This is a genomic window from Maritalea sp., assembly GCF_051251695.1.
Classification (GTDB): Bacteria; Pseudomonadota; Alphaproteobacteria; order Rhizobiales; family Devosiaceae; genus Maritalea.
The window spans coordinates 16,836-37,186 of the sequence record NZ_JBPOEU010000031.1 but is presented as its reverse complement, the minus strand read 5'-3'; the positions used below and the strand labels follow the sequence as shown (position 1 = coordinate 37,186).

At 49.7% G+C, this 20,351-nt stretch carries 23 protein-coding genes; 1 reads left to right on the top strand and 22 read right to left on the bottom strand.

Going from position 1 to position 20,351, the window contains the following annotated elements:
* Nucleotides 1-123: 123 nt before the first annotated feature.
* Nucleotides 124-753 (bottom strand): hypothetical protein, encoded by a 630-nt coding sequence (locus tag ACSHWX_RS15635; RefSeq protein ID WP_435669166.1) that lies wholly within the window; start codon nt 751-753, stop codon nt 124-126.
* 49 nt (nt 754-802) lie between these two features.
* On the opposite strand from ACSHWX_RS15635, the gene ACSHWX_RS15630 reads away from it, so the two are divergent.
* Entirely contained in the window at nt 803-1,369 is a 567-nt protein-coding gene (locus ACSHWX_RS15630) for a hypothetical protein (RefSeq protein WP_435669165.1), read from the top strand.
* Here ACSHWX_RS15630 and ACSHWX_RS15625 read toward each other — a convergent pair.
* From ACSHWX_RS15625 to ACSHWX_RS15525, 21 genes are all read right to left on the bottom strand, one after another.
* Nucleotides 1,356-2,042, bottom strand: a complete 687-nt coding sequence (locus ACSHWX_RS15625; RefSeq protein WP_435669164.1) for an aspartate/glutamate racemase family protein — start codon at nt 2,040-2,042, stop codon at nt 1,356-1,358. The genes ACSHWX_RS15630 and ACSHWX_RS15625 overlap by 14 nt on opposite strands.
* A gap of 2 nt (nt 2,043-2,044) precedes the next feature.
* Nucleotides 2,045-2,575 (bottom strand): RNA pyrophosphohydrolase, encoded by a 531-nt coding sequence (locus tag ACSHWX_RS15620; RefSeq protein WP_435669167.1) that lies wholly within the window; start codon nt 2,573-2,575, stop codon nt 2,045-2,047.
* The gene (locus ACSHWX_RS15615) at nt 2,562-3,737 is read right to left on the bottom strand and encodes a divergent polysaccharide deacetylase family protein (protein ID WP_435669163.1); all 1,176 of its coding nucleotides are present in this window, start codon (nt 3,735-3,737) and stop codon (nt 2,562-2,564) included. Before ACSHWX_RS15615 ends, ACSHWX_RS15620 begins: the two co-directional genes overlap by 14 nt.
* Nucleotides 3,738-3,794: 57 nt before the next feature.
* Nucleotides 3,795-5,123, bottom strand: coding sequence for a S41 family peptidase (locus ACSHWX_RS15610; RefSeq protein WP_435669162.1), 1,329 nt, complete (start codon nt 5,121-5,123; stop codon nt 3,795-3,797).
* A gap of 3 nt (nt 5,124-5,126) precedes the next feature.
* Nucleotides 5,127-6,467: a murein hydrolase activator EnvC family protein gene (locus ACSHWX_RS15605; RefSeq protein WP_435669161.1), complete on the bottom strand. Its 1,341-nt coding sequence runs from the start codon at nt 6,465-6,467 to the stop codon at nt 5,127-5,129.
* A 90-nt stretch (nt 6,468-6,557) separates the two neighbouring features.
* On the bottom strand, nt 6,558-7,040 hold the full coding sequence (gene rlmH, locus ACSHWX_RS15600; protein WP_435669160.1) for a 23S rRNA (pseudouridine(1915)-N(3))-methyltransferase RlmH: 483 nt from the start codon (nt 7,038-7,040) through the stop codon (nt 6,558-6,560).
* On the bottom strand, nt 7,040-7,429 hold the full coding sequence (gene rsfS, locus ACSHWX_RS15595; protein ID WP_435669159.1) for a ribosome silencing factor: 390 nt from the start codon (nt 7,427-7,429) through the stop codon (nt 7,040-7,042). The genes rlmH and rsfS overlap by 1 nt, the downstream gene beginning before the upstream one ends.
* A gap of 138 nt (nt 7,430-7,567) precedes the next feature.
* Nucleotides 7,568-8,194 carry a nicotinate-nucleotide adenylyltransferase gene (locus ACSHWX_RS15590; protein ID WP_435669158.1) on the bottom strand — a complete coding sequence of 209 codons (627 nt, stop codon included), beginning with the start codon at nt 8,192-8,194 and terminating at the stop codon, nt 7,568-7,570.
* Nucleotides 8,191-9,477 (bottom strand): glutamate-5-semialdehyde dehydrogenase, encoded by a 1,287-nt coding sequence (locus ACSHWX_RS15585; protein ID WP_435669157.1) that lies wholly within the window; start codon nt 9,475-9,477, stop codon nt 8,191-8,193. The genes ACSHWX_RS15590 and ACSHWX_RS15585 overlap by 4 nt, the downstream gene beginning before the upstream one ends.
* Nucleotides 9,474-10,625: a glutamate 5-kinase gene (gene proB / locus ACSHWX_RS15580; RefSeq protein ID WP_435669156.1), complete on the bottom strand. Its 1,152-nt coding sequence runs from the start codon at nt 10,623-10,625 to the stop codon at nt 9,474-9,476. The genes ACSHWX_RS15585 and proB overlap by 4 nt, the downstream gene beginning before the upstream one ends.
* A gap of 6 nt (nt 10,626-10,631) precedes the next feature.
* Nucleotides 10,632-11,675: a GTPase ObgE gene (obgE, locus tag ACSHWX_RS15575; RefSeq protein WP_435669155.1), complete on the bottom strand. Its 1,044-nt coding sequence runs from the start codon at nt 11,673-11,675 to the stop codon at nt 10,632-10,634.
* 27 nt (nt 11,676-11,702) lie between these two features.
* Nucleotides 11,703-12,236 (bottom strand): GNAT family N-acetyltransferase, encoded by a 534-nt coding sequence (locus ACSHWX_RS15570; protein ID WP_435669154.1) that lies wholly within the window; start codon nt 12,234-12,236, stop codon nt 11,703-11,705.
* A 12-nt stretch (nt 12,237-12,248) separates the two neighbouring features.
* Nucleotides 12,249-12,776: a GNAT family N-acetyltransferase gene (locus tag ACSHWX_RS15565; protein WP_435669153.1), complete on the bottom strand. Its 528-nt coding sequence runs from the start codon at nt 12,774-12,776 to the stop codon at nt 12,249-12,251.
* On the bottom strand, nt 12,776-13,333 hold the full coding sequence (locus ACSHWX_RS15560) for a GNAT family N-acetyltransferase (protein WP_435669152.1): 558 nt from the start codon (nt 13,331-13,333) through the stop codon (nt 12,776-12,778). Before ACSHWX_RS15560 ends, ACSHWX_RS15565 begins: the two co-directional genes overlap by 1 nt.
* Nucleotides 13,334-13,467: 134 nt before the next feature.
* Nucleotides 13,468-13,734 (bottom strand): 50S ribosomal protein L27, encoded by a 267-nt coding sequence (gene rpmA / locus ACSHWX_RS15555; RefSeq protein ID WP_435669151.1) that lies wholly within the window; start codon nt 13,732-13,734, stop codon nt 13,468-13,470.
* Nucleotides 13,735-13,751: 17 nt separating this feature from the next.
* Nucleotides 13,752-14,351, bottom strand: coding sequence for a 50S ribosomal protein L21 (locus tag ACSHWX_RS15550; RefSeq protein ID WP_435669150.1), 600 nt, complete (start codon nt 14,349-14,351; stop codon nt 13,752-13,754).
* Between the two features lie 261 nt (nt 14,352-14,612).
* A complete protein-coding gene (locus ACSHWX_RS15545) occupies nt 14,613-15,014 on the bottom strand; it encodes a hypothetical protein (protein WP_435669149.1) in 402 nt (133 codons plus the stop codon).
* A gap of 2 nt (nt 15,015-15,016) precedes the next feature.
* Nucleotides 15,017-16,444, bottom strand: a complete 1,428-nt coding sequence (locus ACSHWX_RS15540; RefSeq protein ID WP_435669148.1) for a M20 family metallopeptidase — start codon at nt 16,442-16,444, stop codon at nt 15,017-15,019.
* A 76-nt stretch (nt 16,445-16,520) separates the two neighbouring features.
* Nucleotides 16,521-17,435 carry an ABC transporter permease gene (locus ACSHWX_RS15535; protein WP_435669147.1) on the bottom strand — a complete coding sequence of 305 codons (915 nt, stop codon included), beginning with the start codon at nt 17,433-17,435 and terminating at the stop codon, nt 16,521-16,523.
* Nucleotides 17,428-18,438, bottom strand: a complete 1,011-nt coding sequence (locus ACSHWX_RS15530; protein ID WP_435669146.1) for an ABC transporter permease — start codon at nt 18,436-18,438, stop codon at nt 17,428-17,430. The genes ACSHWX_RS15535 and ACSHWX_RS15530 overlap by 8 nt, the downstream gene beginning before the upstream one ends.
* A gap of 121 nt (nt 18,439-18,559) precedes the next feature.
* A complete protein-coding gene (locus ACSHWX_RS15525; protein ID WP_435669145.1) occupies nt 18,560-20,263 on the bottom strand; it encodes a peptide ABC transporter substrate-binding protein in 1,704 nt (567 codons plus the stop codon).
* Nucleotides 20,264-20,351: the final 88 nt, after the last annotated feature.

Genomic DNA, 20,351 nt, shown 5'->3' with positions numbered 1-20,351 from the left:
CAAAAGCAAGCGGCAGGGGCTTATTCAAGCCAAGGCAATGCAGCGATTGATACTGAGGCTGATTGGAAAGAGTTCTAAACAACCAAACGTACGACCTCATCGTGTATAAATAGACCGGCTGGATCAAATTCCGTCGGTCTTTTTTGTGGGAAATTGTTTGCGGGCACGGCTAAAGCTGACTGGCGTCATCCCCAGAAATGATGCAATTCGCCAATGCTCGAATTTGTCTTCAAAATTAGTGTGGGAGCGCCGGAACCATTTTAAACGTCCGGCATTGTTTAAGGCTGCAAGTGCCCATTGATGTTCGGATTGCGTGAGCATCTGTTTGCGCATAATGGTGTTGCCCCAGTCGCGCACAGTTTCGTTCGCGACCATCAGCTCCATAAAAACTGAAGCGGGTGCTGCAGCAATTCTGCGTGGCGATATAGTTTCGATTGAAACCCGGGATACATCATCTTTTGTTCGGGAAATGTGGGGCGGCAGTACGCAAGGGCCCTCAAACATTCCAACGCAATGTGTAGCGCCATCGACGTCGCCGATTGAACTTGAAACGCTGCCGCTAAGCAGCAGAAGCTCTTGGTTGGATCGTTCCCCTTGCTTGACGATTGTCGAGTTTTTTTCAGCGACCTCAATCGAGAACATAGGTGCGATGAGTGTCGCCGCATCTGAGCTCACCTCAAAGTGTTGCGTAAGAATTGCCCGAAGTTCAATAGCGTCAACTGGTCTATCCATTATCAATTGATAATGCGCCATACGGCCGCCTTATGCCATCAAATTAACAAGGCCACAAAAGGAGGTTGAAATGAACCTAGTGAATTTGAATTCAAAAGTGATTTGGATGTGCTTCATCGCAGCCATGGCAATTTACGTGACAATGTTGACGGTGACATTGCCAACTCTTGCTAGCATAGCAAACGGCTTGCCGGCATTTGATATGCGTCCGTTCGGCTATTCGGTCGAAGATGCAAATGTATACTTGCAGGCACTATCCGAAGCGGGGCGCAACTATTACATCGGACGTCAACTCGTGCTTGATGTTTTCTATCCGCCATTGCTGAGCCTAACAACATTCGGTGCTGCCAGCTGGTGTTGGACACGGATAGGGAACACCTCAAGAATTTCAACAATTGCTTTCGCCGTTGTCTCGTTCTCAATCACGCTATTCGATTATGCCGAAAACATATTCATTTACTTCATGCTGACTGCACAGTCTGCTCCAACCGGCCTCATTGAAATAGCAAGCCTGATGACAATCTTAAAATCCAACACAACAATTTTAGCGTTTTTGGGATTGACCGGCTTATTCGCAACTCAAACAGCTATTTGGCTATTGCCACAATTAAGAAAGTTGGCCGCTAGCTCAAAATAAAGTCAGCCGCAGCTGTTGCATGAAGGGCCGTTGTGTCAAACGTCGGAATAGGGCTGTCATCATCACCGATGAGCATGGTGATCTCGGTGCAACCCAAAATGACGGCCTGGGCACCACGCGCCATCATCAAATTGATGGCCTTCACGTAAACGGCTCGCGATTGATCGGACACGATCCCCTTGCAGAGTTCATTATAAATGATGCCAGAAAGGTTTGTGCGATCAACTTCGGGGACAAGAACATCAAGGCCTTTTTCCCGTAACCGATCAATATAGAATGGCATTTCCATGGTAAAGGCAGTGCCAAGCAGTCCAACCTTGTCATATCCGTCCGCCAACAATGCGTCTGCTGTTGGGTCAGCAATATGGATAAACGGTAAGTCGGTTGCCGCTTCAATACGATGAGCAACATTGTGCATGGTATTGGTGGCTAAAAAGATCGCTTCGGCGCCTGCCGCTTCCAATCGCTTTGCACTTTCTGCCATTGCGTTACCAAGCCCATCCCAGTCGTGGCTCGATTGCTGTTCAGCAATCGGCGCGAAATCCACGGAGTGCAGCAGAATTGGCGCTGAGTGCAACCCACCTTTGCGCTTTGAAATTTCGCGATTTATGGCCGCATAGTAAAGGGCCGTGGATTCCCAGCTCATGCCACCAATAAGGCCAATCGTTTTCATTTTTAACCCTGCGCCCCAATATGGCCAAACTCGACAACGAGTTTATCGTAGATCTCGCGCTTAAAGGGGACGATTAGGGTAGGCATTTGTTCTAAGTCTTTCCAAGCCCAATCCGAAAACTCGGCGGGATGTTTGCCATTGGCCGGTTTCTTCACATTTATCTCAGCTTCATCACCGGTAAATCTGAAGGCAAACCAATCTTGTTTTTGACCGCGATATTTGCCTTTAAGCCTAACGCCTAAAAGTTCGTCTGGCAGGTCGTAATGCAATGGGTCTTCTGTGCGGGCAAGCATTGAAACAGATGTGATGCTTGTTTCTTCGTATAGCTCGCGCAATGCGGCTTCTGCTGCCACTTCGCCTCGATCAATTCCACCTTGCGGAAATTGCCATACATATTTGTTGAACTGTTTATCGTGCGGCAATCGCTTGCCTGCAAAAACTTTTCCATCATTGTTAAACAACACAACCCCGACACAGGGCCTGTACGGCAATTGCTCTCTTAAAGCATCATTTGGCATATTAAATTCCAGTATTCTCAGAAAGTAAGGCACTTACAGGGACCAAGATAAATCCTTTTTCTTCCAATCCGTTTGCCCACTGCGTAAGCGTTGTTACGGATATTGGCAGAACTGAAGCCATGCCGATCGCGTGTCCGTTGTCACGGGCGCGTTGTTCCAATTTTTTCAACTGCTCCAAAATTCTGCCGCGAGAAGGCACATTGTCAAGCACGATCTCTGACTGCGCGAACGCTGTTCCAGATATTTGCGCCAGTTGTCGGGCGACAGAACGGTTGGATGTTCCATCATCAAAATAGGCAAGCCCACGAATAGATATCTCTTCCATAATAGGTTCAAAATCATTGCTTGAAGAGGTGAACTTCGCGCCCATATGATTGATGATACCGATATAGGAATCCATGCGCGACATCAGCCAGTAAAGACGGTCCAAATTGGTTCGAGTGGATTGGCCGACCAACAATGTTTGTGGGCCGGGATCGTTTTGTGGGTAATCGAACGGTTCCAGCGGCACTTGAAGCATAATCTCGTGTCCGCCTTGCCGCGCACGGCGCGCGACTTCTGCAACGTCTTTGCCATAGGGCGCAAAAGCCAAGGTGAAATCATCCGGCAGCTTGTCGATGGCGTCCGCGCTACCGTCTTTAGATAGACCCAACCCAGATACAATCACCGCAATTAGTGGTTTGCCGTCAGCGGAAGACTTTGTGATTGATGCTCTTTTATAGACGTCAACAGGTCGATCACCGTCTGCTGATACCTGCGGAATAAACCCATGTTGGCTTTGCTCCAGCATATCAGTGCGGGCGAGGGAGCCTTCGCTCGTATCCTCACCGTCCGGCAACCCGTCAGTGCTTATGATAAGCTGATCGCTGTTAGATGTACCATTGTCTGCATTGAGGTCGCTCTCGTCAGTTTGCTGATCGATTGCGGCTTCCTCAATTGCCAAATTGCGCGCTAGTTCGTTGCTATCCACAACCGAGTTCACTTCGACATCGGCAACTGGCCGTCCGCCATCTGGACTGTCCACAAGCCAAACCCAAGCGATGGGGGCGCTGACCACAAGTATGAGCAAGGCAACGGCTAGCTGTGCGCCAGGTAGGCGTGCCCGTCCTGCACCACCATCATATGAGCTTCCTTTGGAACGGTTACGTCCCAAAGGCTTATCTAACTTGTCGATCATTCGCCGCAAACAATCCTATCTAATTCGGCATGGAAATTGGCCCCATGCTCTAGGTGTCTAGTTCTCCGATTTTGGTGGAAATGCCTCATGGGTTTCATTGCCCAAAATCAGATCAACAGCATATTTCAACTGATTATCTTTGTCCGGATCACCCGGCACATAAACCGAAGAACCTGTGGTTGCTTCTGTTTCAGTGCCGCCACCGATTTGCCCATTCAAGGCAGCTTCACCGATAATCTCGTCACGGCCTTGCAATTCCTCAGGAATATCCTGAAAAACTTCAATATCCGGCGTGATGCCCGCTGCTTGAATAGAGCGACCGCTTGGCGTGTAATAGCGTGATGTTGTTAAGCGCATTGCGCCGTTTCCACCCAGCGAGATGATCGACTGCACAGAGCCTTTGCCGAAAGAACGTGTGCCCAGTAATGTTGCGCGTTTTTGGTCTTGCAAAGCGCCAGCCACAATTTCTGATGCAGAAGCAGAACCACCATTGATCAAAACAATCAGCGGAATGTCTGCGATCAATTTGTCCAAATCGTCCGGGTTCGCGTCATAGCGGGTGTTCTCTTCTGCGGTACGACCGCGTGTCGACAACACATTGCCACGGGCAAGAAATGCATCTGCAATGAACACAGACTGATCAACCAAACCGCCCGGATTATTGCGCAAATCCAAAACAAGGCCTTTTAGGTCATCGCCCAAATCTTTGTGGAGTTCGCGAATGCCGTCTTCAATGCCTGCATAGGATTGGCCGGTAAACCGCGCAAGCCGGATCACGCCAACATTGTCCCGCACAGATGTGCGCACAACACGGAAGGTGATGATGTCGCGGGTGATGGTAATTTTTAGAGGTTCAGAAGCATCTTCACGAACAACTGTAATCACGATATCCGTGCCGATTTCGCCGCGCATTTTTTCAACAGCTTGATCAAGTGAAAGGCCGCGAACCGCTACGCCATCAAGTTCAACAATATAGTCGTTGGCCAAAACGCCAGCACGGGCGGCAGGGGTCTCATCAATCGGAGAAACCACTTTGATCACATCGTCTTCCATGATCACTTCAATACCCAAACCACCAAATGTGCCTTGGGTATCCGCACGTACATCTTCATAATCTTCTGGATCAAGGTAGCCAGAATGGGGGTCAAGCGAGGTCAACATGCCCTGAATGGCGGCGCGCACAAGTTCGCGCTCATTGGGGGCATCAACATATTCTTCCCGAATGCGATCGAATATTTCCCCAAGCAGGTTCAGTTCTTGATAAACTTCTTCCTCACTCAAGGGCTTTTTATCAGCCATGTCCGCTTCTTGAGCAGATATCGAAATACTGCCAGATACGACAATTAAAAGGGACAGCCACAGGGGTCTAAGCACACTAAGTTTCATTTTCTATCCATCACGTGTTGCGGTTTTTGTGGTTGCCCACCAATCAGAAGGGTCAATTGGTGTCCCTTCCTCCCGAAGTTCAATATATAGGGTTGGACGCGAGTTGCCAGCGCTGGTCGCGATAGTTTGAGATATTGTGCGCTTGCCCATTATCCCCACCGGTTCCCCCATCAAAATAAATTGCCCAAGTTCAACTGATGTCTCAGCCAACCCTGCGAGCAAAATATTGTATCCTTGACCAACGTTTAAAATGACAATTTGGCCGTAATTAAGGTAAGGGCCTTTATAAATGACCCAGCCGTCGGCCGGTGCGACCACTTGGGCTTCTGCACGGGTAACGATAAATGTGCCATTGGCGACCCCGCCAAAACCATCATTATTGCCAAATTCAATTATGCTGACACCGTTTGAAGGGACGCTAAGGTGCCCTTTGCCCAGCGGAAACGGAAATGCAGGTTGGTCCCGATCAGTATCAGCCAATGCGAGTTTTATCGCTTCTGCTTCCAGTTGAGCGCCAACATTAAACGTTGGGTTTTCATCCGATTGACGGGCGGCTTCGTTCGCTTCACCCACAGAACGAACTTCTTTTTCCAATACGCGGAGCAATTGATTTAGCGAATTTGCACGGCTGGCCAAAAGTTCAGCTTCGCGCTGTTCAGCCTCTAACGCTTGGCCTGCGCGTTCAACGCCCGTACGTCGGGCCTCAAGCAGCACCGCAATGCGCAGCTTTTCTTCACGCAAGACAGATAAGTTTTTCGAAAGTTCGGCTTCTTCTGACGCGACTTGATCTTTAATTTCCAGCAAGGCGTCCAGCTCAACTCTTATAGCATCAGCCCTATTGCTCAATTGGGGCAAAATAGATGCCAGCAAAAGCGCGGCGCGGGCGGAGTTGGTTGCATTGTCGGGCTTTACGATTAAGGCAGGGGGCGGGTTGCGGCCAATAACCTGCAACGCGGTCAGCAAAGTGCTGATCTCGGCGTTCTCAACGTCCAATACTTCTTGGATCGATTGTTCCTCGTCCCGAAGCTCTCCCATGCGCTCAGAAATCGCACCAATTTCGATTTCAGCAAGTTTAACCCGTTGGGCGGAGGCGATCAGAGCCGCGGTTTGTTTTGAACGATCGCCCTCCATGTTGGCGATTTCTTGGCGCAGCTCGTCTACACGCTGGGTGCTAATTTCAATGGTTTGTTCGACGCGTTCAAGTTCAGAACGGGCATCTTCCTCGGTTTGTGGATCAACAAATTGCGCCAACGCAGGCATTGCGTAGCCGGATGCAAATACAAGGCCACAAATTGTGGCGCACCGTAATATCAAGCTGGAAAATGGAGCACGAGACAAACTCACATAACCTCAAAGCGCAAAGGGGACCGAATCAGTGTTTTCAATCTAGCAAATCATCATAAGATTTGGGGATTTTGTTCGATCAATTGATCGCTATTCACGATGATAGGGATGTCCGCTCATAATCGTGATGGATCGATACAATTGTTCACACAACAAAGCGCGCACGATTTGGTGTGGCCATGTCAGGGGAGAAAAGCTCAGCGTAAGGTGCGCTTTTTTGCGCACAGACGCATCCAAACCATCAGGTCCGCCAATAATAAAGCATGTATGCCGGGCACCATCGTCGCGAATCTGACCAATTTTTTTCGAAAAATCTGGGCTGGTCATCGTGCGACCACGCTCATCAAGAGCGATGATTTGCGCGCCTTCTGGGCAGGCACCCAACAACTGATCAGCTTCTTGAGATTTGCGTTGAGCGGTATTATCGCCGCGTGCTTCGCCAAACTCTGAGACGTCGAACCCGGTAAGGCCTAGTGGTTTACCGGCCCCACGGGCGCGTTCAAGATAACGCGCCACCAAATCTTGTTCGGGGCCAGATTTTAGCCGCCCGATGGCAGCGATAGAAACACGCATTAGTGCGTGTTTTCACTCGGAAAATCAGCGGACCACATTTTTTCAATATTGTAGAACTCGCGCACTTCTGGGCGGAATACATGAATGATGACGTCACCGCCATCAACCAAAACCCAATCGCACTGCTGTAGGCCCTCAGATTTAGGACGGCCAAGTCCAGCTTCGCGCATCGCACGTTGCAACTGATCGGCAATCGCGCCCACATGCCGGTTTGAGCGACCTGTGGTGACGACCATATAATCAGCTAGGCTTGATTTTTCGCGGATATCAATCAACACAGTATCTTCCGCTTTGGCGTCTTCCAAAACAGTTGAAACGAGTTCGATGAGGTTGATTTTAGGGTTTGCTGGTGGGGCTTTGTTGCCCTCTGGCGTGGTTGTTGGCGTCATGCTTACACAACCATCTCTGACAGTTTTAAAACCATATTGGTTCGTCAAGTCCTTCTAAATAAAAATAGCGCCTCAATGGACGCTTGTTATCACCATTATGCGCCTTTTGCCCTCGTTTTTCAAGTGGGCAAGTTTGCACTATGTTTTTTGGCTTTCGCGCAATTGGGTTGAGGACAAATTGCTCATGATTCCATGCAAGTAGACCCACGCTGGCGCGGGCATATTCGCAAGACCATGCGCATCACTTTCATCCACCCGATGTTTGCTTAGGGCGGTTGCTGCTTGTGAAAATGGTGCTTGTCGGGCATCGCCGGGGCGTACATAAATCGCCATCGGCATCATTCGAGCAATGTCTTGCCAACGTTCCCATTGGTGAAATCCAACTAGATTGTCCGCGCCCATAATCCAGACGAACTTCCGGTCGGGCAAGCTCGTTTTCAAAAACTCAAGCGTATCAAAAGTGTAGCGAAATCCGTGTTCAGCTTCAAAGCCCGTTATGCGTACGCCCGGATGATCAACAAGTGCTCGCGCTGCATCGATCCGTTCGCTAAGCGGTTTAAGCTCAGCATTGTTTTTCAGCGGATTGCCGGGGGTAACCAGCCACCAAATCGCATCCAATCCCAGCCGTTTCAGCGCTTGGCGCGATACCATGCGATGACCTTGATGGGGTGGGTTGAAACTCCCGCCAAACAAACCAATCCGCATGCCCGGCGCGGAGCTGGGCAAATGGTTCTTTCGCGCATTATCCAAAAACACTGTACTCACGGACGGATCTGCCCGTTGCCGTGTACCAAATATTTAAAGCTCGTCAGTTGTTCCACACCCACAGGGCCGCGTGCATGCATTTTGCCGGTAGCGATGCCGATCTCAGCCCCCATGCCAAATTCACCTCCGTCAGCAAATTGGGTTGAAGCATTGTGCATCACAATCGCTGAATCAATTTGGGCGAAAAACTTATCCACCGGTTCCATATCTTGAGCGATGATGGCCTCCGTATGGCCCGAAGAATAGCGCTGAATATGCGCAATCGCATCGTCAACATCTTTAACGACTTTGATCGAAATAATCGCATCCAGATATTCGGTTGACCAATCTTGATCGGTTGCAAGTTCGGCTTTTTCAAAAAGCTGACAGACTGTGGCATCACCGCGAACGATGCAGTTATATTCTGATAAAGTTTCGCTTAGTACTGGAACGTATTCCGGAACAATGTCGCTATGTATCAACACTGTCTCAGCCGCGCCGCAAATACCCGTGCGTCGCATTTTGGCGTTCAAAACGATCTGTTTTGTCATTTCAATATCTGCACTTTTATCAACATAGATATGGCAGATGCCTTCCAGATGAGAAAACACAGGAACCCGCGCTTCCCGTTGAACGCGTGCGACCAGACTTTTGCCTCCACGGGGCACGATCACGTCAATATTCCCCGATAACCCACCAAGCATTTCACCCACAGCAGCACGATCTGTCGTTGGTACAAGTTGAATGGTTGTTTTGGGTAACCCGGCTTTTTCTAAGCCAACCTGCAATGCTGAATGGATGGCGCGCGAGGAGTTGTAACTATCTGACCCACCGCGCAAAATCACCGTGTTGCCCGCCTTTAAACAAAGCGCACCAGCGTCTGCCGTGACATTAGGGCGGCTTTCAAAGATCACCCCGATCACACCCAACGGCGTGCGTACCCTATCGATTTTCAAACCGTTGGGCCGCTCGATGCTGGCAATTGTGGTACCAACGGGATCTGCCAATTCTGCGATAGCGCGCAGCCCATCAGCAATGGCGGCAATCCGATCTACATCCAGTGTAAGCCGATCGATAAAGGACGCTGTCATGCCCTTAGTCTGACCAGCTTTAACGTCTTGTTGGTTGGCCTCAAGGATTTGATCTTGCATGGTTAAAAGGGCATCAGCAGCTGCTGTGAGCGCTAAGTTCTTTTGCGACGTTGATGCGGTGGCGAGTTGGCGGGCGGCTTGTTTTGCGCGGCTGCCAATCTCAGCCATTATTTGGGCGATGTTGTCGCTGCTTGGCGAGGTCACTTCACTCATATTGCAGGCTCTTTCACATCTTCGCTTGTCAGCACTAAATTGTCGCGATGGACCAGCTCGGTTCTGTTCACGGGGCCTAATATTTCGACAATCTCGTGCGAGCGTCGTCCAACAATGCTTTGTGCGTCAGCTGCATCAAAGTTGGCAAGCCCTCGTGCGACCTCAATGTTCGTTTGATCAAAAATTGCAATCGCATCACCGCGCTGAAACTGCCCATCGATTTTCGTCACGCCAATCGGCAACAGGCTTTTACCTGTTTGCAGTGCTGTTAGCGCACCAGCATCGATATCAACCCGACCAGTGGGAATTGACGCCATAATCCAGTTCTTACGTGCCGCGCGTGGCGTTTTGCTGGCGACGAAAAAGCTGTGCTTGCCGCCAGCGAATAGAGACTTTAGCGGATGTAAATCATCCCCCTTACAGATCACCATTGCTGTTCCCGCGTTCACCGCCATTTTTGCGGCTTCAATTTTGGTGACCATGCCGCCGCGCGATAAATGACTTGCTGCACCGCCTGCCATTGCTTCAATTTCCGGGGTAATTTTTTCGATCACTGAAAGGTGTTCGGCTGTGGGGTCAAGATGTGGTGGTGCTGTGTAAAGCCCATCGATATCTGAAAACAAGATTAGCCCATCCGCTTCAATCATCGTCGCGACCCGCGCGCTCAAACGATCATTATCGCCATAGCGAATTTCGCTGGTGGCGACGCTATCATTCTCGTTGATGATGGGCACGGCACCCAAACCCAACAACGTGTTGATGGTGGTGCGGGCATTCAAAAAATGGCGGCGTTGTTCAGTAATGTTTGGGGTCACCAAAATTTGCCCTGTCACCACACCATGTGCATTAAGCGCATCGCGATATGCTTGCGATAGCGCAATTTGGCCCACAGAAGCTGCAGCTTGGCTTTGGTCCAGCGATAAAGTTTCGCCCGTTAGGTCCAATAGACGACGGCCCAATGATATTGCGCCGGAGGATACGATCAATACCTCAATTCCGGCGGTCTTCAATTCCGCAATATCAGCGCAAAGACTTTCCAGCCATTTCTGGCGTAGCTGACCCGTATCTGCATCCACCAGCAATGCCGAGCCGATTTTTATCGTCAGGCGCTTAAAGCTCGAAGCGGTGAGGGACGCAGGTGCAGACATCTTGTTCTAAGGCGTCCAATTTTGATCTAGATCAGCGTTAGCTTCTTTTTCCGCTTGCTGCTTAGCCCCATCCATTGAAGCGATAATTTTATATAAAATTTGGTCTGTGTTTTTCTTGCTCACCGCAGAAATCGCCAAAACTTCACCACCTGATGCTTCGCGCAGGGCTTCCAGTTTTTCTTCTCGCTCTTCGTCGGTCAAAGCGTCGATTTTATTGAGGGCAAGAATTTCAAGTTTCTCGTCCAAACCATGCCCGTAGGCGGCCAATTCGCCCCGAATGGTTTTGTATGCGCCAACCACATCTTCTTGAGTGCCATCGATTAAATGGACGATGGAGCGTGTACGCTCAATATGGCCCAAGAACCGGTCGCCAATGCCTGCGCCTTCGTGGGCGCCTTCAATCAGGCCCGGAATATCGGCCAGCACAAAATCGCGTTCGCCGATTTTTACCACACCCAAATTCGGGTGAAGGGTGGTGAACGGGTAATCCGCAATTTTTGGTTTGGCGGCTGAAACAGCAGATAGGAACGTTGATTTACCCGCGTTTGGTAAACCAACAAGCCCGCTATCAGCGATAAGTTTTAACCGCAGCCAAATCCACTTATCTTCCGCCTCGATGCCCGGATTGGCATGCCGTGGCGCTTGGTTGGTTGCGGTCTTAAAGTGCATGTTGCCAAAACCACCGTTGCCACCTTCAAGTAACACAACTTTCTGGCCAACTTCGGTCATATCTGCAATGAGGGTTGCGTTGTCTTCCTCAAAAATTTGCGTGCCAACAGGGACTTTCAGAATGACGTCTGCACCATCAGCACCGGTGCGCTGCCTGCCCATGCCGTGCGTGCCAACAGGCGCTTTAAAATGTTGCTGGTAGCGATAGTCGATAAGCGTGTTTAGCCCATCAACGCATTTGACGATGATGTTGCCGCCACGTCCACCATTGCCGCCATCAGGGCCGCCGAATTCGATATATTTTTCGCGCCGAAAGGAAACAGCACCCGCGCCACCCGCGCCGGATTGAATATAAACTCTAGCCTGATCGAGAAATTTCATGTCACTTCAAACGTGGTCGCAAACGCACTATTGCGTCGCGGCGACAAACGCATCCTTTGTTAGTTGCGTATCGATATGCTGCAAATCTGCGTTTTGTGCAAGGCAATGTACCGTACTACGGCCAATTTCGACGAATCCAAGTTTCTTTTGTATCGCCAAAGACGCAAGATTGGTCGGATAAACGCCCGATTTGATGTAATCAGGGTTCGCGGTATCAAAAATCCAACCGACAACGGCTTTGCACGCTTCGCTCATATACCCTTTGCCCCAATGAAGGGGATCAAGGTAATATCCAAGCTGCGGAACTTCGCCGCTGCGCGAAAAACCAGTTGAGCCGCAATAGTGCCCATCTTGATCGATGATTGAAAATTTGGCGTCAAATGGTTCAACATTATCCATTACGCGCTCTATCCATTCAATGGCAGCGTTCGCGGGATAAGGATGGGGCACGCGCGCTAAGTTTTTGGCGACTTCAAAGTCAGCTAAAATGCACTGCATGCGGTTCGCATCTTCCAACCTTGCGGGGCGCAACAAAAGTCGCTCGGTTCTGATTTCAAACATAGAATTGTTCTTTTACAATGGTTTAAAGTCTTGCCGATCAAGCGACGTTACAACGAGAGGGAATTCTTGTCCCTGTGCCAGGCACATCCGAGGTTCGGTCCGAACATCCTTGAAACCAAGTTTGTACTGCACCGCCAAGGATGCCGGATTGAACGTATAGGCGCCGGAGGTGACGGTTTTCACTTCTGAGTTAGCAAACAGCCAGGTAAGCGCCGCGCTCGCGGCTTCGCTCATATAGCCTTTGCCCCAATATTTTTGGTCGAGCCAATAGCCGAGCTCGGGTCCAGTCTCGCCAATATCCAGCCCAAGTACACCGCAAAAAGCGTTGTCTTCGTTCACGATCGAAAACTTTTGATCATCAGAAGCTGGGAATTTGGGGTGCAGGCTAATCCACTCGCGTGCATCGGCCTCACTGTATGGAAACGGAACCACAGACAGATTCTTGGTCACTTCAAAGTTGCTCAGCGCTGCTGCGATATCTGCCGCATGCTCCATCGCCAAAGGATGCAGCACCAATCGTTCAGTCTTAATCTCAACCATTATTCCGCCGCCTCTTGCTCAAAAACAGCATCACGGGCAGGGCGCGTAAGTGTCCAAATTTCCTCGCCCGGCTTGATGTCGCTCAAACCGCTACCTGAAATTTCAAAACCGACTTTTTCCAATATAGCTTTCGAAGCCAAATTGGACTTAAGGCACCGCGCATAAAGTTCATCTTCGGGCGCGGCAATGTCCAACTCTTCCATCAAAACGCCGATGGCATTGGAACCAATGCCGCGACCCCAAAATTCAACGCCAAGCCAATAGCCCAACTCTGCTTGTCCATCGCGCAAGTGTATGCCACAAACGCCCATCATCGGACCATTTGGGGTGCAGATGACCCACACGCGTTCCGTTAAACCATTGGCAAATTCATTGATGAATTCTACGCCGTCATCCATTGTGTATGGATGCGGTAGACGTGCTAGCACGTCGGCAAGTTTTTTATTGTTGGCCAATTGAACAAGGTCCGCCAAATCGGCGAGTTCAATTGGCCGCAGTTCCAGTGTGTCGGTTTTGAACCTTAAGGGCAAAGCCCTGTAAATCGTGTTGAAAGTCATTTGGTTGCTCCAAAAGTAAAAAGGGGAGCCGGTTTCCCAGTTCCCCTTCTAAAAACTTTTTTGAAGCTTTTGCGAATGTCTTATCCGCCGGGGTTCTTTGAGAAACCGGCGGGTAAGATTTTAATCATCCGCCGTTATTCTGCTGCCTCTTGTGGCATCACTGATACAAAGGTTTTGTTGTTGCGACGGGTTGAAAACGTCACTTTGCCTTCGACGAGCGAATAAATTGTATGATCTTTGCCAAGACCTACATTGTCACCTGGGTGCCACTTTGTGCCGCGCTGACGCACGAGAATGTTGCCTGGAACGACGTTTTCGCCACCAAACTTCTTCACGCCGAGACGACGACCAGCTGAATCACGACCGTTGCGGGACGAACCGCCTGCTTTCTTATGTGCCATTTGTCAGTCTCCTACTCTTATTCGCCAGCCAAAAGCGTTTTTGCTTGGCCAATCCAGTCTTCACGTTCGATGCGGCCTTTAAAGTTTAGCTCTGCATCAACGCGTTCAATTTCTTCTGGGGTAAAGGCAGCAACCTGAGCCAAAGAAGTCACGCCCAATGCGTGCAATTTCTTTTCCAAAGCTGGTCCAACACCAGAAATCAATTTCAAATCGTCTTTTGCATCTGCTTTAGCAGCAGGTGCTTCAGACTTTGCCTCAGCTTTAGCCGCTGGTTTTTTAGCCGCTTTTGCTTTTGGCTTCGCGCCACCGGTCAAAATGTCAGTGATACGCACAACTGACAAGTTTTGGCGGTGACCCGCTTTACGGCGATAGTTTTGACGACGCTTCTTTTTGAAGACGACGATTTTCTTCGCACGTTTTTGTTCAACCAACTCAGCTGCAACAGTTGCGCCATCCACAAGTGGAGCGCCAATTGTTACATCGCCATCAGCGCCAACCATCAATACTTCTTCAAATATGATAGCGTCGCCAGCAACAGCTTCAAGTTTTTCAATTTCCAGGACATCATCAGCAGCAACTTTGTACTGCTTGCCGCCTGTTTTGATTACAGCAAACATATCATTTCCTTTGAGCATTATTGCTCTGTTGTGTCGCGCTGTGCGGCGCCGAACCAATGTTCGAACTTGTGATTCCGTGTAACGGGAAATCTGCCTTAAGCTGCGCATTTTACAAACAAAATCACGCGCACTGATCCCAGCACGCGTAAATTTGAATTGGTTTATGCTGGAGAACGGCAGCAGAGTCAAGCAATTGGGGGCGGTTTTGGATAGTTATTCCGATTTACGAACAAAATCACAAGCGACCGCTTAAAGGCGCTATTAGGGTCCGAAACACGTGATGGCCACTGGAGCGGAACCGTTAAAACTCAGAATTCCGATCTGGAGATAATCGGTTTCGTCATCCAAATGTCTTAGGAGGCGGACGGAAGCTAAGTGCTGATCGGCTTGATCATCCATCAGTTCGAGGCTGAGTTGCCTCTGATCGGCTGAAAACTGCAAAATATATGCCTTCTCAGCTCCATCGAGTTCTCTGGTTGAAATTGCGCGGTCACCCAATGATGCCTCTACTTCAATCGCATTGAGCATTGGCCCCGCGCCGAACAGAATGCTAACGGCGGCATCTGAGTTAATGCCTTCGCATCCTATGGAAGACGTCGCATATCCAGATGTTGGCATAACATTCAGAGAAACGAGCAATATGGAAAGCATTGTGATTTTCATTTTCATGGCTTCTGTTTCGCTTTCTGTTCCAAACCTTGCTCAAAATCTTGTCCTAGTTCACCAGCATCCCAAAATATGCCTGTCATCATCTTCAAGCCTTCTTCAACCAAGGGAGCCAGCAGATGTTCGTCCGGTGCGTGTTGGCCGCATGAATTGTACGAATGGGGCACCCAAATTGTGGGCATGCCCAATAGGTCGCAGAATATGTCGTTGGGCAAGGAGCCTGCGCCATTTGGCAAAACCTGTGGACTTTGCCCTAAGGTTTGTTCGACAGAGTTTGCCGCCCATTTCACCCACGGCAAGTTGGGGTCATGTCTGGACGCTTGATAGGCGGGGTTGTGGTCGGGCTGGGTGATGTCGATCATCGTAAAGCCGTGCTTGTCCAAATGTTTGCGCAGGGCAGGGACAACTTCGTCTGTGTTGGTGCCAACAATAAACCGCAACGCGCAATGCATGGCGGCGCGTTTGGGAATAGCATTCACTGGGTTCTTGGCGTCTCCAACATCCATCGCCAACACATCAAAGCTGTTCCATGCGCAAAGCCTTTCCACAATTGTTAAGCCCGGCTCCCCCCAATGTTCATCAGGTTTGTCGGCACTTTCGCCGGGATCAAACGGACAGTCTTTAAGCGCTGGGCGAACATAGTCCGGCAAATCTTTGGGCAGCCAAGCGTCGATTAGAATTTTACCGTCCCGATCCATGATGGTGGTAAGGGCATGGGCCAGCACCACGGTCGGGTCAGCAATGATGCCGCCCCAATTGCCCGAATGGTGATCTTCCTGCCGCAAATCGGCAATTAGGGAAAATTCCATTGCGCCACGCACGCCCAACATAATGGTAGGCGTGTTCGGCGCGACACGCGGTCCGTCTGAGGCAATCAGCACATCGGCTTTGAGCAGGTCTTTGTTTGCGGCACAAAATTCGCGCAATCCGGGTGAGCCAATTTCTTCTGACATTTCCACGAGGAAAATCAAGTTGAACCCTAGCCTACCCCTTGCTTTCAACACGGCGTCAAGTGCCAGCATATTGATCGTATGCTGACCCTTATTGTCCGCCGTGCCACGCCCATAAATGCGGTCGTCGATAATTGTTGTCGCCCATGGGTCAAGATCATTTTGCCACTCGCCCTCCATACCTTGCACCACGTCCCCGTGACCGTAGCAAAAGATGGTGGGCAGGCGTTCATCTTCAATGCGCCGCGCCACCAAAAAGGGTCCGCCATCGGCAACAGGGTTTTGATGAACCGAAACGTCACATCCCAATTTCTCAAAGTCGGGCGTCAAAATGCCTTCAAGATAGACCCATAAATCTTTGTGACTTTCGGGCACTGCACTTTGTGTGGGCACGGCGACGCGTTTGGACAGTTCCTCAATAAACCGACCATTTGAGGCAAAAGCTTTGACATTGTTTATCGCTTCATTTCGGCTCATTGAATTGTCCATCTTTTCGTGAAAACAAAAGGGCGACCCAATGGGCCGCCCTCAAAATTTAGGTGAGGTGCGCCGATTAGCGCCCGCGAATACGGGGGTCCAATGCGTCGCGTACCCCGTCGCCAATATAGTTGACGCTTAGAACTGTCAGTGAAATGGCAAGTCCGGGCCAAATCACCCGCGCTGGGTTCAAGGTCATGAAGTTCGCGCCATCAAACAATAGACGTCCCCAAGTTGGGAAATCCGACGGGAAACCAAGTCCCAAAAAGCTCAAGGCGCTTTCCGTGATAATCGCGTTGGCAATCCCCAATGTCGCTGAAACCATAACCGGGCTCAGAACGTTTGGGAAAATGTGACGGGCAACGGTTTTAAGAGAACCGGTGCCGATGGAGCGGGCCGCCAAAACAAACTCGCGCTCCTTAATGGCCAACACCTCGCCGCGCACAATCCGTGCGGTGTTCATCCAACTGGTGATGCCGATCACGAAAACGATCAGGAAGAAGATGCCCATTTCCGGGCCAAAAACCGATCGCAAACTATCCCGAAACAGCATGATGATGACGAGTAGAAGCGGCAAAATTGGCAGAGCCAAAAACAAATCGGTGGTCCGCATAAGCGGTCCATCTAGTCGATTGAAGAACCCGGCAATAATGCCGATCAATGTACCAACCAAAAGTGACAAAGCCATGGCGGCAATGCCAACAGCCAAGGACACGCGTCCACCACTAAGCACCTGTGCCAACATGTCCCGACCAAGATTGTCAGTACCCATTGGGTGTACCCATGTAGGGCCTAGATTCTTGTTTCGGATATCCAAAAATTGCGGGTCAATTGTATGGATGAATGGACCCAACAATACGGCGCCGACAATGAATAGAAAAATGATCGACCCTGCAACACCACCTTTGTGTTGAAGGAATTGGCGTAGCACATCGCTCCATAAAGAACGCTGCGGTTTAGCCATCTGTTCGGAAACTGTTTGATCAGTCATAACGGATCCTTGGGTCAAGAATGCCATAAACTACGTCTGCGATCAGATTGAACAACACAATCAAAATGGCGAACATGAATGTTAGCGTTTGAACGAGTGGGAAATCACTTCCCTGAATACCAATAATCAGCAATTGGCCCAGTCCATTTACCCGGAAAATTTGCTCCGTGATAATCGCACCGCCAAAAATGGTCGGAATACCCAAGGCAATCACGGTGACCACTGGGATCAGCGAGTTACGAAGAACGTGGGTCAACACAACTGTCTTTTCTTTCAGGCCCTTCGCACGCGCTGTGCGCACATAGTCTTGGCTTAAATTGTCCAACATAGACGCGCGCATGAACCGCGAGATTTGCGCCGCATTAAACAGGGCCAACACCGTGACAGGCATAACCATTTGTTTGACCTGTATCCAGAACGTCTCAAGGCTGTTCACTTCCAGCGTCGTATCATAAACCGACGGGAACCATCCAAGCTGAACCGAGAAAACCACGATCATCAAAAGGCCGGTGAAAAATGTCGGTACGGAAAATCCCACCATCGAGATGAATGTGCCGAACTGATCGAACCATGAATATTGTTTGTAGGCTGAGATCACGCCAATCGGTAAAGCGATCAGAATGCCAACGACATATGAAAGCCCAACAACCCAAAGGGTTTGTGGGATGCGTTGTGCAAGAAGATCGAACACAGGGCCGCGTGTCGCAAATGAGATCACCCGTGGTCTGTTGGACGGATCGCCAATGGAAATGCCAATTTGATCAAGCCAGTGCAAAGGCTCATAAATAAAGAAGCCGCGTAGCCATTTGAAATAGGCGATGTGAATGGGTTCGCCAACGCCCAATGCTTCTCTGATTTTCGCACGCACTTCGGCGGGAATAGTCAGGGGCAAACTACCTGTAGGATCGCCTGGCGCTAAATCCAAAATGAGAAAGATGATGAAACTGATCACCAACAATGTCGGGATTGCAAAAAGCAGCCGCCTAAGCGTGTAATTCAGCATGAAATGTCCCCGGAAAAACTCTTATCATTAAGTCGCTAACTGCCTTTGTTAAAAGCCAAATCGCGACCTTGGGGCACCGCCCGCAACCGTAGATAGGTCGCGGGCGATACGATATGGATGATTAGTTACGTGTCCACTCTTCAGCAAACGCTAGCTCTGAATCCCAAGGATTAAGAACTACATTGCCAAGAGCGTTTGACGCAGCTGATACACGACCGCGGTGAATAAGTGGAATAATCACATATTCTTGCATTAGCGCATCATTCATCTTTTTCGCCATTGCAGCACGCTTCTCAATAGAAGCTGTCTTACCCATTTCGGCGCTTAGAGCGTCGTACTCTTCGGAACAGAAGCGCGGCATATTGTTGCCGATCCACTGGTTAGAAGGTGATGGGATTTCTGAACATACCCAGTTGCCCATATAGGCTTCTGGATCTGTGCCGTCGAAGTTGTTGGTGTACATTTCGATGTCAGCAAAGAACTTCTGGAATGTATCTGGAGATGATTGGTCACCACCAAAGAACACGCCAGCGTCGATGTTGCGCAATTCAGTTTCAACACCAATAGCTTGCCACATCTGTTTGATCAAAGCTTGTGTGCCCTGACGAACTGAGTTGGTTGATGTTTGGAAAAGAATTGACAAACGAATGCCGTCTTTTGCACGAACGCCATCGTCGCCCATTACCCAACCAGCATCATCAAGAAGCTTGTTGGCTGCATCAACGTCTTGTGTCTTACAAGCGTCGTTTGCTGTAGAAGCATAAATTGCAGGCGCAGGAAGCACGTTACAAGTTACTTGGCCGTTTGGACCGTAGCCAACTTCAACCAAGATATCGCGATCAATTGCCAAAGACAAAGCTTTACGCACATTGATGTCGCCATTGAATGGGTGAGGTCCACCTTCAACAGTACCGCGCTTGTCGCCAAGTTCTGGACGAACGTCAGTCAATTGAACCATCAAACGCTCAACAGATGTGCCGAACGCAGCAATGATTTTGCCTTTGCCGGCAGCTTGCATTTGGTCAAGAACTTCAGGCTCAACCTGTACGTTCCAAGCATAATCGAACTCGCCAGTTTCAAGAACTGAACGGGTCGTTGCAGCACTATCGCCACCACCTTTTAGCACTGCAGTAGCAAATGCTGGCTGGTTAGGATCGCGGTAGTTTTCGTTAGCTTTAAATGTCACCACGTCATTTGCGCGGAACTCATCCACAACAAATGGGCCAGTACCAATTGGGCCAAAGTTTGCTTCAGTACATTCTGGAGCTTTCGCGCCCATGCAATCTTTAAACTGAGCTTCTTGGATCACTGGAGCAGTAGCACCAACAAAAGGACCATATGGGAATGGTTTTGCAACGGAGAAGTTGATTTTCACAGTGTGATCATCAAGAGCTTCCACGCTTTCAACATCGGCAAAGTTCGAAGCCGCGTTACAGCCGCCTTCAGGGTCCATGCAATAGTTTGCTGAGAATACAACATCGCTCGCTGTGAACGCTGAGCCATCAGACCAAACGATGCCGGTTTTCAATTTCCAAGTGATTGAACGAAGGTCAGCTGCAACGCCGCCATTTTCAATTGTTGGAATTTCCATAGCCAAAGCAGGCTCCATAGAACCGTCTGGGCGATAGTTTGCCAACGGATCAAGGATCAAAGACGAAGCTTCAACGTCTTTAGTACCACCAGACAAGAATGGGTTCAAAATGGAAACAGCTTGCCAATAAGCAATGTTTACGTTTCCAGCTGAACCACGTTCTGCAAAAGCGGCTGAGCCAGCAAAGCATGATGCTGCAGCAGTCGCGAGAACGAGGGTTTTAAGTTTACGCATTTAGTTCCTCCTATTTACTTACTAAAATCTTGTTATTGTTACATTTGAGCCAGTTTGTCTGGCTTCCCGATGCATACTCGTAAGTAAA